We start from the raw sequence: 15,900 nt of genomic DNA on the forward strand, positions 1-15,900 counted from the left end.
CGCGGCCATACGTGGGGGCCACGAAAGGCAGTTTATTTCAAAACGGTAAAGCCTTGCTTTTCGAAGAAGGGCGTTGCCTTGGCCGATTTCAGGAAATCGAGATAGGCTTTTGCTGCCGGGGACTTGGCTTCCGAAAGAATGGCCACCGGGTAGATGATCGGCGGATGGCTGTCTTCCGGGAAGGTGCCGACGATCTTCACACCCGGATCGGCGGCGGCGTCGGTCTGGTAGACGATGCCATAGGGTGCTTCGCCGCGCGAGACGAGCAGCAGGGCCGCACGCACGCTCTCCGCGCCGGCGACCTTCTGTTCGACGGAGGACCAGACCCCGAGCTTTTCCAGAGCGGCCTTGCCGTATTTGCCCGCCGGCACGGAATCGACCGCACCCATGGCCAGACGGCCATCGCCCACCAGAGCGGCAAGATCGAAGCCCTGCTTGATCTCGACCGGCTTTGCCTTGTCTGCGGGAGCGACGAGAACGATGCGGTTGCCGAGAAGATTGGAGCGGCTGTCAGCTTTGATCAGCTTTTTTTCGGCGACATAGTCCATCCATGCAAGGTCGGCCGAAACGAAGATATCCGCCGGTGCGCCCTGCTCGATCTGCTTGGCCAGCGCCGAGCTTGCTGCATAAGAAACGGTTGCTTCGTTACCGCTTTCCTTCGCCCATTCGGCGTTGAGGGCATCGAGCGCGTTTTTCATGCTCGCGGCGGCAAACACCGTGACTTTTTCGGCTGCATGGGCCGGAACGGCTGCGAATGAGGCCGCCATCCAGAAGGATGTGGCTGCGGCAATGGTTTTGAAGAAGCTGCGACGCAAAAGTCTCATGGTCTGTTACCCCCGTTTCGAGATATTCTGGTGAATATATCGATAGGCCTATAGGGCAATCATTATATTTTCAAGGATATATCGATGGGATGAGGAAAAGAGGCTGCGGGGGTGTCTGTGTAGAAGGGTGGTTAAGCGCGAAAGGCTCTCCTCGTCATGCTCGGGCTTCCCGCGCATCTGCAACGTCTCAATTATATTGAATGTGATTAGATCCTTGGGACAAGACCGAGGATGATGTCGTTCCCTTGAAGCGGCTCCGTGTCCGGATCAAAAACGCTCGCCCGCGAAATGGGCGATCTGTGCGCCTGCCTCGTAATAGGCTTCCTTCACCGCCCGGAAAGACTGCGCTTTCGGTTCCGTCAAAGGCAGCGGCAATTCGGCTTCAGTAATCTCTCCGAGAATATGCTGCGCAATGACCTTGCCGAAGGCCGTACCCGGCGCGATGCCGCGGCCGTTATAACCTGAAAAGCCGACAACATTTTCAGCGAATTTGTGAAACCGTGGAACGGCATTGTCCGTCATGCCGATTTGGCCGAACCATTCACATTCGAACTCTGTATCGCCAAGTTGCGGGAAAAGCCGCTTCAGCGAGCGCTTCGCCCAGGCACGATGAATGGCCGCCCCGGTGCCACGCAGGGCACCGACGCTGCCGAAGACCAGCCGGCCGGCTTTGTCCATGCGGAAGGATGAGAGAATCTCCTTCGTATCCCAGCAGCCTTCACGGCCGGGCAGGATGCTCTTTTGCAGATTGTCGCCGAGCGGTCTGGTCGCGAAATTGAAATAGGGCAGGTAGACCTGTTCATCGCGAACGATCTGCCATGGGCCGGTGCTATAGGCTTCGGTGGCCACAACGATCCAGTTGGCGGTTACAGACCCTTGCGGCGTCTTCACCACCCATTTTCCGTTGCTGCGTTCGGTTGCTACCACGGGGCTTTCGGTATGCAGGCGCACGCCCGCTTTCTGGGCGGCTGCGGCAAGGCCTCGAACATAGGCAAGCGGCTGTATCGTGCCGGCGCGTGTATCCAGAAGCGCACCGGAATAGCCCGTACTGCCGGTACGTCTCGCTGTCTCTTCGGCATCGAGGATGCGGACGGGTGCGCCTCTCTCCGCCCATTGTTCGCAGCGCTCACGGATTTCGGCGAGCCCTTTTTCTCCGACGGCGCAATGGAGCGTGCCGTTTTTTTCGATCTCGCAGGGAATTGCGTGTTTTTCCACCAGTTCACGCACGAGAAGTGGGGCATTGCCCAGAAGATCGAGTAGGCGTTCGCCGTAAACCTCGCCCAGCACGCCGGGCAGCTCCTTCGGCATGACCCACATGCCGCCATTGATGAGGCCGACATTGCGGCCTGCGCCGCCGAAGCCGATTTGCCTTGCTTCGAGAAGAACGACATCCGCACCGCGTTCTGCAAGATGAAGGGCGGCGGACTGGCCGGTGAAGCCACCTCCGACGACGATGACATCAGCAATTGCTGCGCCCTGCAAGGCGGGCGTTACGGGCGGCTGCGGCGCGGTCTTTTCCCAGAGGCCGTGCGAGCGGGGGTCATTATACATCGTTCCACCATGTTCCGGGCCAGTTCATTTGTTCTTCGTATGAGTGACAAGCCCTTGTCTATAAGACTTTACAAGCGGTCTTGCCTGTTGAATATCGACATATCGTCAAGAGTTCATTCCGTGAGGGAATATGGTCCTGCCGCCACGCCGTTTTCTGCCGTCGCTTTCGCTGCTGGCGGCTTTCGAAGCTGCTTCCCGGACGGGCAGCGTCACCGCTGCGGCGCGGGAACTGGGGTTGACGCAGGGTGCGGTCAGCCGCCAAATCCTGGCGCTCGAAGAGCAGCTTGGCGTGGCGCTGTTCCTGCGCGAGCGGCAGACGATCCGGCTGACAAGGGCGGGGGAGGGCTATGCGCGGGAAATCCGCGAGGCGTTGCGGCGCATATCGACGGCCTCGCTCAATCTGCGCGCCAATCCGGATGGCGGCACGCTCAACCTCGGCGTTCTGCCGAGCTTCGGTACGCGCTGGCTCGTGCCGCGCCTTCCCGATTTCATCGCCAGACACCCCGGTATTTCGGTCAATCTTTTGACGCGGTCGTCGCTGTTCGATTTCCGCACCGATACAGTCGATGCGGCGATCCATTTCGGATTGCCGCATTGGCCGGGCACCGAGCTGGTTTTCCTGATGCATGAAAAGGTCATTCCGGTATGCAACCCCGCCTTCAAGGCGCGACACGGACTTTCAAACCCGGACGATCTGCTGCGTGTCCCGTTGCTGCACATGACAACACGGCCGGATGCCTGGGAGCAATGGTTTCGCAGCCATGGCGTCAGTTTCGACAATGTGCATGGTATGCTTTTCGATCAGTTCACGACGATTGCCGAGGCGGCGAGCGCCGGGGTTGGAGCCTCGCTCATTCCTTCTTTCATGATCGAGGAGGAGTTGCGAAGCGGTCGTCTGGTCGCGGCTGTTGCGGGGGAAGTGGAGAGCGAGGAAGCCTATTACCTCGCCTGCATGCCGGATCGCGCCGGTTATGCGCCGCTCGATAGTTTCCGGCGGTGGATCGTTTCCGAGGCCGCAACCGGCGCGAACGGCAGGACCGGGGGAGTTTTCGGCGTAAACCGGTAAGCGGCCTTGCAAGACGGACGCTGCTCAGCCAATAGTGCGCCATGACGCGTGGCGCGAGCAGCCATGCACCGAAAGTTCAAATACGGGAGATGTCCGTGAAGCCCATTTTCGTTCAGCTTCAATGTGAGCCCGGCAAGACCTATGATGTCGCCGACGCCATCTATAAGACGGAACTGGTTTCCGAGCTTTATTCCACCAGCGGTGAATATGATCTGCTGCTGAAAATCTACCTGCCGCAGGAAGAAGATATCGGCAAGTTCATCAACCAGAACATCGTCAATATTCCGGGAATCGTGCGTTCGCTGACGACGCTGACCTTCACTGCGTTTTGATGCAGCCTATCTGAAGATACATGTATGGCGGCGGGGTAAGGCCCGACGAGTGCCATTTTACAGGGGGCCATGCGCCACTTCGATTCTGCTGGAATGTTTTCTGTCTGACGATGGGAAGCGGGTGGGGCGCTTCCGTGCTCTATTCTTCAGAGCGGTTCGGCGATCTACGGCCTGCGCGATGCAGGCAGCCGGATTATCGTGCAAGACATGCAAGAGAAGAGCGCGCCATCGGGCCGCTGTTCGGGGTCCGATATTTGGCGCGCTCTGGTTTTGACGGTTCTGTGAGCGGGCGAAAGTTTTCCCGCATCAGGCGACCGCGGCCAGGTTCCGGTTGCGCACGAGATCGCGGATGGCAATCCGCACGTCATCGGCGCTGTCGAACTTCTGTTCGTCCAGGTCGTGAACGTGGAACTTCACCGCGATGAACTTCAACCGGTCATTATCCGGGATGACGATGCCGACGGGTTCGCCAGCGAATTCAATAACTTGCTTCTGCATAGATATACTCCCGCTGTGGCTACTTCACACAGCATGTTGTCGAACTGATTTTCAGGAAATTGAGACCGTTAAGTCACATTCGACAGCAGCGGGAACACGTGGATTTAAATCCAGCGTTCCAGGACTCAAAACCAAGGATTGCGTTGATGTTGATATGTTTTGACATGACACACTCCCTGTATTGGTGTTGGCCCGGAATCAGGAGACTCGTTCTCCAGTTCCACACTGATAATCCAGACCAGCACTAAAATCAATGCTGATTGTTATAGGTAGAATATTTTTCTTTATGATGACAGGAGAGGGGCGGAAATGTGAAATTTTTGTTTTCGTTGGTCGCCGCCGCGAAAAGCCCGCTCTAGCAGGCTTTTTATGTATTTTTTAATCGCCGTTGGTGGCTGGCGGTGGGTAAATATGATCGTTTCCGTTGAAATCGGAAACGGAATAACAGCCATCGCGGGTTTTTTCGGCCGCATTTCTGCCAATTGCCGCTTTGCCGTGGCCGCCGGGAATGTCGAGAACATAGGTCGGCTGGCAAAGGCCGGAGACATGCCCCCGCAAAGCGGAAACGATTCGCTGCCCCTCTTCTATCGTCAGCCGGAAATGGCTGGTGCCGGGCGCAAGATCGGGATGATGCAGATAATATGGCTTGATACGGGTCTCGACAAAGGCGCGCATCAGCTCGGCAAGAACCGCCGGGTCGTCATTGACGCCTTTCAAAAGGACCGTCTGGCTGACCATGGCGATGCCGGCATCGATCAGGCGCGCCGAAGCCTGCCTTGCGGCTTCGCTGAGTTCACGGGAATGATTCGCGTGCAGGGCCACATAGGTGGTTTTGCCGCTGGCCTTCAGCGCATCGATCAGCGCCGCGTCGATACGGTCGGGATCGACTACCGGCACACGGGTATGGAAGCGGACAATCTTCACATGCGGTATGTCTCTCAGGCGCGTCATCAGGTCGGACAAGCGCCGTGGGGAAAGCACCAGCGGATCGCCACCGGTCAGGATGACCTCCCAGATGGCGGGATTGGCCTTTATATAGCCGAATGCGGCGTCCAGTTCCGCCGGGCTCATCATGCCGTTGCCCTGCGGTCCGACCATCTCCCGGCGGAAACAGAAGCGGCAATAGACGGGGCAGACATGCACTGCCTTTAAAAGCACCCGGTCGGGATAACGGTGGACGATGCCGTGGACGGGGCTATGCGCGTCGTCGCCAATCGGATCGTCCCGTTCTTCAGGAAGATGAACGAGTTCGGCCGGATCCGGTACAAATTGCCGGGCGATGGGATCCTGCGGGTCGCGGCTGTCGATCAGCCCGGCAATCGATGGCGTGATGGCGAGCGCGTAACGCTGCGTCACCGCGCGCAGCGTCTCGAGCGCTTCGGCTTCGATAAGCCCCGCTTCGAGAAGTGCCTCGGCTGTCTTGATGGTCTCGAGCCCTGTCATCGTCCATATTCCGCAACTGGGGCCCACATGACGAGATCGATACGGGGTGCGCCGGTTGCCAGCATCACCAGCCGGTCGAAACCGAGCGCTATGCCGCTTGCCGGCGGCATGATTGCCAGCGCGGCCAGAAAATCCTCGTCCAGCGGATAGGTTTCGCCGTAAACCCGCTGCTTCTCGGCCATTTCCATTTCGAAACGTCGCCTCTGCTCGGCGGCGTCGGTCAATTCGCCGAAGGCATTGGCGAGTTCAACGCCGCAGGCATAAAGCTCGAAACGCTCCGCCACCCGCGCATCCTTGGGTGACTTGCGGGCAAGGGCCGCCTCACAGGTCGGATATTCATCGAGAATTGTCGCCCTGTCGAAACCCAGTTCCGGCTCCACCCGCTCCACGATGACGCGGCTGAACATGTCTGCCCAGGTATCGTCATCGGCCACGCGGATGCCGGCATTAGTCAGGTTCGCCGCAAGATGGCGAGCGTCGGTTTCGCCGTTTTGGCTGATGGTGGCCAGCAGGTCGACGCCGGCATAGCGCTCGAATGCTTCGGCGACGCTTATCCGCTCCGGCTCGAGGAAGGGATCAACGCTGCGGCCGCGATAGGTGAAATTCTTCGTCTTTGTGGTTTCGGCTGCCAGTGCCAGAAGATTGGCGCTGTCCTTCATCAGGCTCTCATAGGTTTCGCCGACCCGGTACCATTCCAGCATGGTAAATTCCGGATGATGCAGGGGGCCTCGTTCCCGGTTTCGGTAAACATGGGCAAAACAGGTGATGCGTTTTTCGCCGGCGGCGAGCAGCTTCTTGCAGGCGAACTCAGGCGAGGTGTGGAGATAAAGCGGCACGGCGTCGCCGGCCGGCGTCAGGCCCTGTGTGGCGAAAGCATGCAGATGCGCCTCATTACCGGGGGAAATCTGCAATGCAGCAGTGTCGACCTCAAGAAAATCGGCGCTGGCGAAGTAGCCGCGAAAAGCCGACTGGATCGCATTGCGCCCAATGAGAAATGCGCGGCGGTCGGCGTGGACGTCCGGCGTCCACCATGGCGACATTGTCTCGTTGCTTGCGCGCATTCTCTGTTCTTTTCCGTCTTCTCTGCGGCGCTCAATTGCGGATAAACGGCCCGCAAAACGCCTGATCGCGTCATTTAAAGCTATTCCGGGCGGAAAACCGCTAGGCACTCTTCCGCGAATTGCTGTAGAAGGCTGGCAATTCGTGCGGATTTAAGGTAGTTGCGCCCCAGAAAAAAGACAAAACGTCTGCCGGGGTCGGTGCTGCCGCGCAGTCCTTTACGACGCATTTCATCGAGTTACAAGGAAGTCATATGGTCAAGGTTATCGCCTCATCCGTCCGCAAGGGCAATGTTCTCGACGTGGACGGCAAGCTTTACGTCGTTCTTACCGCGCAGAACTTTCACCCCGGCAAGGGCACGCCGGTCACGCAGGTGGACATGCGCCGCATCGTTGACGGCGTGAAGGTCTCCGAGCGCTGGCGCACCACCGAGCAGGTCGAGCGCGCCTTCGTTGAAGACCTGAACTTCCAGTTCCTTTATGAAGATGGCGAAGGCTTCCACTTCATGAACCCGGAGAACTACGACCAGGTCGTGGTCGACACTGAGACGATGGGCGATCAGAAGGCCTATCTGCAGGAAGGCATGACCTGCATTCTTTCCATTCATGAAGGCAATCCGCTGGCTGTCGAACTGCCGCGCCACGTCACGCTGGAAATCACGGAAACCGAACCGGTCGTTAAGGGCCAGACGGCGTCTTCTTCCTACAAGCCGGCTATTCTTTCCAACGGCATCCGCACCATGGTGCCGCCGCATATCGATGCCGGTATCCGCGTGGTCATCGCGACGGAAGACAATTCCTACGTCGAGCGCGCCAAGAACTGAGCCTGACGGCCAGTTAGACAAAAGCACCGGGAGACCGGTGCTTTTTTTGTGTCATGAATAACAAAAAGCCCGCGTCGAGACGCGGGCTTTTTCTTTGCCTTGCGGCGTGTCTTACATGGCCTTTGCCGCGGTCCGGGTCGGGCCGGGCGCCTTCTTCGGAGCCGTGGTCTGGCCAACGGCGTAACCGCCGCCAAGCGCCACGTTCAGCGACACATAGTCCTGCGCGGTCTGCTGTACAGCCTGTGCAAGGCTCGCCTGTGCGGTGGAAACCTGGCGCTGCGCGTCGAGAACGTCGAGCAGCGAGGAGGCGCCGTCGCGGTAGCTGGCCGTCGAAAGCTGCAACGCTTCCTGATAGGACGCCACGGTCTTGCGCAATGCATCGGCCGTACGCTGATCGCGGGTGACGGCGGCCAGAGCGTTTTCGACTTCTTCCACAGCGGTCAGCACCGTCTGCTTCCAGACGAGATATTCCTCACGCGCCTGGGAATTGGCCAGATCGATATTGGCGCGGATGCTGCCGCCATCGAGGATCGGCAGAACGAGGCTCGGACCGAAGGACCAGCTATTGGCCGTTCCCCTGCCGCCGCCGCTCAGGAAATTATAGCTTGGCGTGATCGAGCCGCCGAGCTCGATGCTCGGATAAAGCTGCGCTTCCGCGACACCGATTGAGGCAACTGCGGCGGCGAGATTACGTTCGGCGACACGAATGTCCGGACGGTTGCGGATGAGATCGGCCGGAATGCCGGTGCGCGGAATGCTGCGGGCAACCGGCTGGCGTGCGCCCTTCTGCAATTCCGAAATGAGAGACGAGGCCGGCAGGCCGAGAAGCGTGGCGATGCGATGCGCCGCCTTGCGGAAGTTGGTTTCGAGGCCCGGAATGTCGGACAGCGTCGAGTTGACCAGACCTTCGGACTGGACGACATCGAGGCGGGAGGCCGCGCCTGCTTCAAGCTGCAGCTTGGTCAGGTCCAGCGTTTCGCGGCGGGAGCTGAGGTTCTGACGGGCAATCGCCAGGCGCTCCTGATAATAACGCACATCGATATAGGCTGCGGCGACCGAGGAAATCAGTGTCAGGCGCTGAACATCGACGGTGGAGTAAGCGGCATCGAGCGATGCATTGGCGCTTTCCGTGGCGCGGCGATAGCGGCCGAAGAGATCGAGCAGCCAGGAGACGCTGAGACTGCCCGACGACACGTTGGTGACGGGAACATCACGGTAGCTGCCCTTGGTCTGGCTGGTGGTGTGGCTGCCGTTTGCCGTCAGGCTCGGCAGACCGCCCGCGCCGGCCGAGATGACCTGGGCTTCCGCCTGATTGATGCGCTCGATCGCCTGCATCACGGTCAGGTTCTGGCTCAGGCCAGTGGAAACGTAACCATTGAGGCGGCTATCGTTAAAGGCTGTCCACCACGCAACGCTGCTGATGTCGCCATTACTGGTTTTTCCGGCTTCCGCAAACTTTCCCGGCAATTGAATTTCCGGCGTCTTGTGGTCGGGCCCGACAACACAGCCTGAGAGCAGCAGCATTGTCAGGGGAAGAGTAGCGCGAATAGACAGCATGTAATTTTCCCAATTCTCTGGTTGGCTTACCGAGCGCGGCTTGCTGACAAATGGGCTGCGCGGTCGATATGCCGTAGAAACGTGCATTTGCTAAATCGGCAACATTTCTAGCAGCGTATTAACGGTTGGCACAGCCCATTTTTGTTTTGTTAACGCCTTGAAAGGCGACGAATGATGACGAAAAAGGACGGAACGAAGAAAATTCCGAGCAGTGTTGCAGAAAGCATACCACCCAGCACCCCGATACCGATTGCATTTTGCGCGGCTGAACCCGCTCCGGTTGCGATGGCGAGAGGCACGACACCCAGGATGAAGGCCAGCGACGTCATGATGATCGGACGCAGGCGCAGCTTTGCCGCTTCCAGCGTCGCTTCCATCAGGCTCAGTCCATGCTCCTGCCTTTCCTTGGCGAATTCGACGATCAGAATCGCGTTTTTCGCCGCAAGGCCGATGGTCGTCAGCAGGCCCACCTTGAAGTAGACGTCGTTCGACTGGCCGAAGAAATGCGCCGCGGTCAATGCGCCGAGAACGCCCACCGGCACGGCCATGATGACCGAGAATGGGATCGACCAGCTTTCATAAAGGGCGGCAAGGCAAAGGAAGACGATCAGCACCGACAGCGCATAGAGCATCGGCGCCTGTGAACCCGAAAGCCGCTCCTGATAGGAGATGCCCTGCCATGCCACGGTGTAACCGCCCGGCAGACTTGCCGTCAGCCGTTCCATCTCGTCCATGGCGTCACCGGACGCGACGCCTGCGCCGGCGGTACCTTCGAGCGAGATGGCGCCCGTGCCGTTGAAGCGGGCGAGAGACGGCGGAGCATTGATCCATTTCACTTCGCTGAAGGAAGAGAAAGGCACCATTTCGCCGCTGGTATTGCGGGCATACCAGAACTTCAGGTCGTCCGGCTGCATGCGGTAGGGCGCATCACCCTGAACATAAACGGGCTTGAGCTCGCCGTTCAGCGTGAAGTCGTTGACATCCCGGCCGGCAAAGATCGTCGACAGCATGAGGTTCACGGAGGAGAGATCGACCCCCATGGCTCCCATCTTTTCCTGATCGAGAATGATCTTCATCTGCGTTTCGTTGTCCTGGCTGTCGCTTCTGAGCGAGCTGACCTTCGGATTGCTGGTCGCCAGCGCGATCAGTTCCTTGGACGTGGCGGTCAGTGCCTCGGTGCCGTTGCGGCCGCTATCCACGAGATACATCGAGAAACCGCTCGATGTGCCCATGCCCTGAATTGCCGGCGGCAGAAGCGGGAACACCTGAGCATCGCGGAACCCGAAGAAGGTGCCCATCGCACGCTGCACGATGGCGCCGGCGTGTTGGTCGGGGGCCGTTCTCTCGGCGAAATCCTTGAGCTTGGTGAAGACGATGGCGTTGTTCTGGCCCGAACCGCTGAAGCTGAAGCCGAGAACGCCGAAAACCGATTCGACATTGGCGGCTTCCTTTTCACGGAAGTAGCTTTCGACCTGCTTCACCACCTCGTTGGTGCGCTCGATGTTCGAGCCGGTCGGCGTCTGGATGATCGTCAACAGCACGCCCTGGTCTTCCTGTGGCAGGAACGAGCTGGGCAGCTTGCTGAAGAACCAGGCGCAGCCGCCGATCACGATCGCGAAAATAATCATTACGCGGAGGGGCCGTTTCAGCAGGTAGCCGATGGAGGAAACATAACCATCCGTCGTCTTGCCGAAGCCGCGGTTGAACCAGGCGCCCGGTCCGCGCTGCTTCTTGTGATGGTCGATCGGCTTCAGCATCGTGGCGCAGAGCGCCGGCGTCAGAACGATGGCGACCACTGCCGAAAGCAGCATGGCCGAAACGATGGTGACCGAGAACTGACGGTAGATGATGCCCGTCGATCCACCGAAGAAGGCCATTGGAATGAACACGGCGGTCAACACGAGCGCGATGCCGATGATAGCACCGGTGATCTCGCCCATCGACTTTTCGGTCGCCTCGACCGGCGACAGGCCCTCTTCCGACATGATTCGTTCGACGTTTTCGACAACGACGATGGCGTCGTCAACGAGAAGGCCGATGGCCAGAACCATGGCGAACATGGTGAGCGTGTTGATGGAATATCCTGTCAGCGCAAGGATGCCGAAGGTGCCGAGAAGCACGACGGGAACCGCGATCATCGGAATGAAGGTTGCCCTGAGGTTTTGCAGGAACACCAGAAGCACGACGAAGACGAGGATGATAGCCTCGATCAGCGTGTGCACCACTTTCTCAATCGACAATTGCACGAAGGGTGTCGTGTCGTAGGGATATTCGATCGAAACACCCTCGGGCAGCGAACCTTCGACAGCGGAAAGCGCCGACTTTACGCGCGCTGCCGTGTCGAGCGCGTTGGCGCCCGTGGCAAGATTGACCGCGAAACCGGCCGAAGGACGGCCGTTTGAACGGGAATCGCCGCCATAGGTTTCCTGGCCGATTTCAATGCGGGCTACATCGCTGAGGCGAACGGTTGCACCATCCTTCTCGACTTTCAGGATGACCGATTCGAAATCGGCGACGGTGGTGAGCTGGCTCTGCGCCGTCACCGTCACGTTGAGCTGCTGACCCTTGACGGCGGGCACCGCGCCGAGCGAACCGACCGAAACCTGGGTGTTCTGGCTTTCGATGGCGCTGGTCACGTCGGCCGTGGTCAGTTGGTACTTGTTGAGCTTGAACGGATCCAGCCAGATGCGCATCGCATATTCGGAACCGAAGACGTTGATGCTGCCCACGCCTTCGAGGCGCTTGATCTGGTCTTCGACACGCGAGGAGAACACGTCGCCGAGATCGGCGGAGTTGCGCTTGCCGTCGGTTGAGATCAGCGCGCCAACCATCAGAATACTGGATGTGGATCGGCTGACCTGAAGACCTTGTTGCTGCACGGTGTCAGGCAGTTGCGACTGGACAAGCTGCAGCTTGTTCTGCACCTGAACCTGCGCGATGTCCGGCAGGATGGTATTGCCGAAGGTCAGCGTCACTTCGGCGCTGCCCGTCGAGGACGACGAGGTCATATAGGTGAGGTCATCAAGGCCGGTCATGCCGTCCTCGATGATGGTCGTCACCGATTTTTCGACTGTCTCGGCGCTCGCGCCATTATAGGTTGCGCTGACACGCACCGTCGTCGGCGCAATATCGGGATATTGCGAGATGGAGAGCGTCGCGATCGCCAATGCGCCGCCCAGCATGATGACGATGGCGATAACCCATGCAAACACGGGGCGCCGGATGAAGAAATGGGCCATGGCAGTCCTGCCTTACCTTTTACGAGCTTCGACCGAGGGTTTCGTGCTCATGCTTATTTCGAGGGGGCGGCGGCAGGCTGAGCTTGCTGCGGCAGAACGACGATACCGCGATCGTCGATGGTCACTTCAACGGGTGCGACCGTCGCACCGTCGGCAATCCACTGGAAGCCGTCGACGATGAGCTTGTCGCCATCCTTGACGTTTTCCGTCACCAGCCAGGCATTGCCCGACTGCTGGCTGGACGGGAAGGTGCGGGTTTCCACCTTGTTTTCCGCCGTCACGAATTTCGCGGTCAGTTCGCCATTGGCGTTCCGGCTCGCGGCGCGCTGCGGAATGCGGAAGCCTTTTTCCTTGCCGATGGTCAGCGTGGCGCGGACATAGGTGCCGGGAAGCAGAAGATCGTCCGGGTTTTCGAAGAGGGCGCGGATGGAGAAGGTGCCCGTGGTTTCGCTCACGGCCATGTCCGACATGTCGATCTTGCCGTCATGCTTGTATTCCGTGCCGTCTTCCAGCGTCAGGTGAATGCCGGTCTCCTTCGTATCGCCGCCGAGCTGGCCTGACGAGATCGCCTTTTTCAGACGCAGAAGATTGATGCTGGATTCCATCAGGTCGATATAGATCGGATCGATGCGGCGCAGCGTCGTCAAAGCCGTCGTCTGGTTGGCCGTCACCACGTTGCCGATGCTGAAGGCGGTTGCGCTGGTGATGCCGTCGAAGGGTGCGCGGACCTTGGTGAGGTCGAGGTTGATTTCCGCCGTTTCCAGCGCCGCCTTGGTCTGGGCCACATCGGCTTGCGCCTGCAGCAGCGTCACCTTGGCGTTTTCATATTCGATCTGCGTTGCGCCGCTGTTGACCAGACGTTCGTAACGGGCAAGGTTCGCCTGGGCGCTCGGAATGCTTGCTTCCGCTTTCGCCACGCTTGCCTTGGCCTGTGCTACCTCCGCCAGATAGGTATTGTCCTCGATCTGGTAGAGAACATCGCCCTGCTTGACCTCACTGCCTTCCTTGAAGGGAATTTCACGGATGATGCCAGTGACGCGCGGGCGGATTTCCGCTGTCTGGAACGCGCTGGCGCGGCCGGGCAGAACGGTGGTCAAGGGATATTCGCTGGTCTTCATCAGGATGATGCTGACCGGAGACGGCGGACGCTCGGCGCTCTGGGCGGCGTTCTGGCTGCTCTCGCCGCCATCGCTGCAACCCGCCAGAAGCGCGGTTACACACAGAGAAGCAAATAGGGGTAAAATACGTCGGCTCATTGTTCTTCCCTGCGTATCGATCGCATTCAACTATAAGCGCAATGTCGCTCGGCGGATGCGCGTCCGGAAACAGACACGACAGGCGAAGGCCTTGGAAGGGACCTGATTCGCTCATTCTGTCCGGACCGCCACGCGCATAGAAGCGCAGGCTTTTGCGCTTCGCAAGCAATTGCGAGAAGGTGACGTAAATTGGGAATCGTCACTTAGCAAGCGGATTGCGCAATCCCGCGTCGATTAAATCGACGAGTTGATCGCAACGTGTTGCTAAATTGCCGATATCTTCCCGGGCAATGAGGACGGGATGAATCACGCTGGTCAGCGCGTGGAGCACGGTTTCGGCGAGGGGAGAAATCTCGGCCGGCGCGTAGATTCGCGCATCGATACCGTCGCGGATAATGTCGGCGAGCAGGTTGGCGATGACCGCTTTATAATAGTCGCCGCACTTCATGTCCTGCTTTGCCGTCATCAGGATCATTTCGAATATGTAAGGATTGTCGTTTAGATCCTGGTGGTGCTGTTCCATCAGGGTACGGGCGAGGTGGCGCAGTCTCGAAAGCGGCGCGTGGCTTTTATCCAGCGGCTGGATGTCCCGTTCGAATGCGCCGATCTGCTCGAAGGCGATCGCATCGACGAGCGCGTTCTTCGAGCTGAAATTCTTGAAGACGTTGGCGGGAGACATGCCGAGCGCCGCGGCGATATCGGCAATCGCCACCGCATTGAAACCGCGCTCCCGGAAAAGCTCTTCTGCTTTGGCGAGAATGTCCCGCCGCGTTTCCTCGGCGGAACGGCGAGGCCGGCGCCTGACAGGACGGTCACTCTTCCTGTCGTCCTTTCTCGCCTGTTCGATCGTTTTGCTCACGGTCAGACTCCGGGGAAGAACGGCTCCAGGTTCCGGCGTATTCTTGCAAGCGGCGTCTCGCCGCTATCGTCGGGAACGAAGCTCTGTCCGGTGATGCGCTCGTAAGCATCAATATAGACCTTCGAAGTCTGCAAGACGAGGTCCTGCGGAATTTCGGGAACGTCGTCCTTATAAGGGTCGCAGCGTTCGGCGACCCAGGCTCTCACGAAATCCTTGTCGAAGCTTGCAGGCCGTGTTCCGTTGCGGAAGCTTTGGTCATAACTGTCGGCCATCCAGTAGCGGCTGCTATCGGGCGTGTGGATCTCGTCGGCCAGGATGATGGTGCCGTTTTCATCCGTCCCGAATTCATATTTCGTGTCGACGAGAATGAGACCCTGCTTTGCGGCGATTTCCTGCCCGCGCTTGAACAGCGCAAGCGCGTAACGGGAAAGCGTGTCCCATTGCTCCTGCGTCAGCAGTTTCTTCTCCACGATCTCGGCCGGCGTCAGCGGTTCGTCATGGCCGCCATCGAAGGCCTTGCTCGTCGGTGTGATCACCGGTTCGGGCAGAATCTGGTTGTCTTTCATCCCGTCCGGCAGGCTCATGCCGTACATCTGCCGCTCACCCTTCTTATAAAGGGTCAGGATCGACGTGCCGGTGGTACCGGCCAGATAACCGCGAACCACCACCTCGACCGGCAATATGTCCAGTCGCTTGCCGATGACGACATTGGGGTCGGGATAGCTCACGACGTGGTTCGGACAAATATCCTTCGTTTGTTCGAACCAGTAGCGTGCCGTCTGGGTCAATACCTGTCCCTTATAAGGTATGCAGGTGAGGATACGATCAAAGGCGCTCAGGCGATCGGTCGATATGATGATGCGGTTGCCGTCGGGCAGATCGTAGTTTTCCCGCACCTTGCCACGGTAATAATTCGGCAGCTCGGAAATGACGGCTTCATCGAGAATGCGCACGGGCTCTCCAATTCTTGGCTTTATAAAGAGGCGTTAGGCGCCTCAGGTCTTCTGAAACTCTCGTCCGTTCCTATTGCATGTTTCCTGGAACAGGGCCAGTCGCGACATGAAGGCCGCTCTTTTCTCTGGTTCTCGTTAAAACCACGAAACTCCATAATAAAATCAATAAGTTGATAAAAATGTCAGTTTTTTGACGATGTGCGTGTTGACTTGTTTGAGGGTGTGGATTTATAAGTCCGCTCACTGAACGAGGGCGGCGGCGCTGCTGGCGACGGCGACTTTCGTTCTCAAGAAATCAAGTTGATGAGCGGATTGCTTGTTGGGTTTCGGGGCTTATGGCTTTGGGGCGATTGATTTTGTGACTGCTTTGGGCGGTCTGTTATTTGACAATTGAATATGAGAAGAAAGAGAAACGTGGGCGGCGAAGCTTGCGGGGTCTG

At 58.7% G+C, this 15,900-nt stretch carries 13 protein-coding genes; 3 read left to right on the top strand and 10 right to left on the bottom strand.

Annotated elements, in window-relative coordinates; all coding sequences use genetic code 11:
- Positions 1 to 32: 32 nt before the first annotated feature.
- Together modA and EM858_RS10075 are read right to left on the bottom strand one after the other, a co-directional pair.
- Positions 33 to 824 (bottom strand): molybdate ABC transporter substrate-binding protein, encoded by a 792-nt coding sequence (modA, locus tag EM858_RS10070; RefSeq protein ID WP_127756602.1) that lies wholly within the window; start codon positions 822 to 824, stop codon positions 33 to 35.
- A gap of 267 nt (positions 825 to 1,091) precedes the next feature.
- On the bottom strand, positions 1,092 to 2,375 hold the full coding sequence (locus EM858_RS10075) for an FAD-binding oxidoreductase (protein WP_127756603.1): 1,284 nt from the start codon (positions 2,373 to 2,375) through the stop codon (positions 1,092 to 1,094).
- A gap of 130 nt (positions 2,376 to 2,505) precedes the next feature.
- On the opposite strand from EM858_RS10075, the gene EM858_RS10080 reads away from it, so the two are divergent.
- Both EM858_RS10080 and EM858_RS10085 read left to right on the top strand, forming a co-directional pair.
- Complete coding sequence (locus tag EM858_RS10080; RefSeq protein ID WP_127756604.1) at positions 2,506 to 3,441, top strand: LysR family transcriptional regulator; 936 nt, start codon at positions 2,506 to 2,508, stop codon at positions 3,439 to 3,441.
- A gap of 95 nt (positions 3,442 to 3,536) precedes the next feature.
- A complete protein-coding gene (locus EM858_RS10085) occupies positions 3,537 to 3,773 on the top strand; it encodes an Lrp/AsnC ligand binding domain-containing protein (RefSeq protein ID WP_003521320.1) in 237 nt (78 codons plus the stop codon).
- A gap of 306 nt (positions 3,774 to 4,079) precedes the next feature.
- Here EM858_RS10085 and EM858_RS10090 read toward each other — a convergent pair whose 3' ends face one another.
- The 3 genes from EM858_RS10090 to epmA all read right to left on the bottom strand — a co-directional run bounded on the left by EM858_RS10090 (position 4,080) and on the right by epmA (position 6,775).
- Positions 4,080 to 4,271, bottom strand: a complete 192-nt coding sequence (locus EM858_RS10090) for a hypothetical protein (protein WP_003492264.1) — start codon at positions 4,269 to 4,271, stop codon at positions 4,080 to 4,082.
- Between the two features lie 378 nt (positions 4,272 to 4,649).
- Positions 4,650 to 5,714: a lysine-2,3-aminomutase-like protein gene (locus tag EM858_RS10095; RefSeq protein ID WP_127756605.1), complete on the bottom strand. Its 1,065-nt coding sequence runs from the start codon at positions 5,712 to 5,714 to the stop codon at positions 4,650 to 4,652.
- The gene (gene epmA / locus EM858_RS10100) at positions 5,711 to 6,775 is read right to left on the bottom strand and encodes an EF-P lysine aminoacylase EpmA (protein ID WP_127756606.1); all 1,065 of its coding nucleotides are present in this window, start codon (positions 6,773 to 6,775) and stop codon (positions 5,711 to 5,713) included. The genes EM858_RS10095 and epmA overlap by 4 nt, the downstream gene beginning before the upstream one ends.
- 251 nt (positions 6,776 to 7,026) lie before the next feature.
- Here epmA and efp point away from each other — a divergent pair, with 251 nt between their 5' ends.
- Positions 7,027 to 7,596 carry an elongation factor P gene (gene efp, locus EM858_RS10105; protein WP_003521324.1) on the top strand — a complete coding sequence of 190 codons (570 nt, stop codon included), beginning with the start codon at positions 7,027 to 7,029 and terminating at the stop codon, positions 7,594 to 7,596.
- Between the two features lie 111 nt (positions 7,597 to 7,707).
- Here the strand turns inward: efp and EM858_RS10110 are convergent, their stop codons facing one another.
- From EM858_RS10110 to EM858_RS10130, 5 genes are all read right to left on the bottom strand, one after another.
- Entirely contained in the window at positions 7,708 to 9,153 is a 1,446-nt protein-coding gene (locus tag EM858_RS10110) for an efflux transporter outer membrane subunit (RefSeq protein ID WP_080815782.1), read from the bottom strand.
- Positions 9,154 to 9,302: 149 nt separating this feature from the next.
- Positions 9,303 to 12,392 (bottom strand): efflux RND transporter permease subunit, encoded by a 3,090-nt coding sequence (locus EM858_RS10115; RefSeq protein ID WP_080815784.1) that lies wholly within the window; start codon positions 12,390 to 12,392, stop codon positions 9,303 to 9,305.
- A 53-nt stretch (positions 12,393 to 12,445) separates the two neighbouring features.
- Positions 12,446 to 13,648 carry an efflux RND transporter periplasmic adaptor subunit gene (locus EM858_RS10120; protein ID WP_080815787.1) on the bottom strand — a complete coding sequence of 401 codons (1,203 nt, stop codon included), beginning with the start codon at positions 13,646 to 13,648 and terminating at the stop codon, positions 12,446 to 12,448.
- Positions 13,649 to 13,847: 199 nt separating this feature from the next.
- The gene (locus EM858_RS10125; protein ID WP_080815791.1) at positions 13,848 to 14,507 is read right to left on the bottom strand and encodes a TetR/AcrR family transcriptional regulator; all 660 of its coding nucleotides are present in this window, start codon (positions 14,505 to 14,507) and stop codon (positions 13,848 to 13,850) included.
- 2 nt (positions 14,508 to 14,509) lie between these two features.
- Entirely contained in the window at positions 14,510 to 15,460 is a 951-nt protein-coding gene (locus EM858_RS10130; protein WP_127756607.1) for a phosphoribosylaminoimidazolesuccinocarboxamide synthase, read from the bottom strand.
- Between the last annotated feature and the right edge of the window lie 440 nt (positions 15,461 to 15,900).

This window comes from Agrobacterium sp. CNPSo 2736 (assembly GCF_004005385.1).
Lineage (GTDB): Bacteria > Pseudomonadota > Alphaproteobacteria > Rhizobiales > Rhizobiaceae > Agrobacterium > Agrobacterium leguminum.

Coding starts and splice junctions, on each gene's coding strand:
- modA (WP_127756602.1), bottom strand. CDS start 824: ATGAGACTTTTGCGTCGCAGCTTCTTCAAAACCATTGCCGCAGCCACA.
- EM858_RS10075 (WP_127756603.1), bottom strand. CDS start 2,375: ATGTATAATGACCCCCGCTCGCACGGCCTCTGGGAAAAGACCGCGCCG.
- EM858_RS10080 (WP_127756604.1), top strand. CDS start 2,506: ATGGTCCTGCCGCCACGCCGTTTTCTGCCGTCGCTTTCGCTGCTGGCG.
- EM858_RS10090 (WP_003492264.1), bottom strand. CDS start 4,271: ATGCAGAAGCAAGTTATTGAATTCGCTGGCGAACCCGTCGGCATCGTC.
- EM858_RS10095 (WP_127756605.1), bottom strand. CDS start 5,714: ATGACAGGGCTCGAGACCATCAAGACAGCCGAGGCACTTCTCGAAGCG.
- epmA (WP_127756606.1), bottom strand. CDS start 6,775: ATGCGCGCAAGCAACGAGACAATGTCGCCATGGTGGACGCCGGACGTC.
- efp (WP_003521324.1), top strand. CDS start 7,027: ATGGTCAAGGTTATCGCCTCATCCGTCCGCAAGGGCAATGTTCTCGAC.
- EM858_RS10110 (WP_080815782.1), bottom strand. CDS start 9,153: ATGCTGTCTATTCGCGCTACTCTTCCCCTGACAATGCTGCTGCTCTCA.
- EM858_RS10115 (WP_080815784.1), bottom strand. CDS start 12,392: ATGGCCCATTTCTTCATCCGGCGCCCCGTGTTTGCATGGGTTATCGCC.
- EM858_RS10120 (WP_080815787.1), bottom strand. CDS start 13,648: ATGAGCCGACGTATTTTACCCCTATTTGCTTCTCTGTGTGTAACCGCG.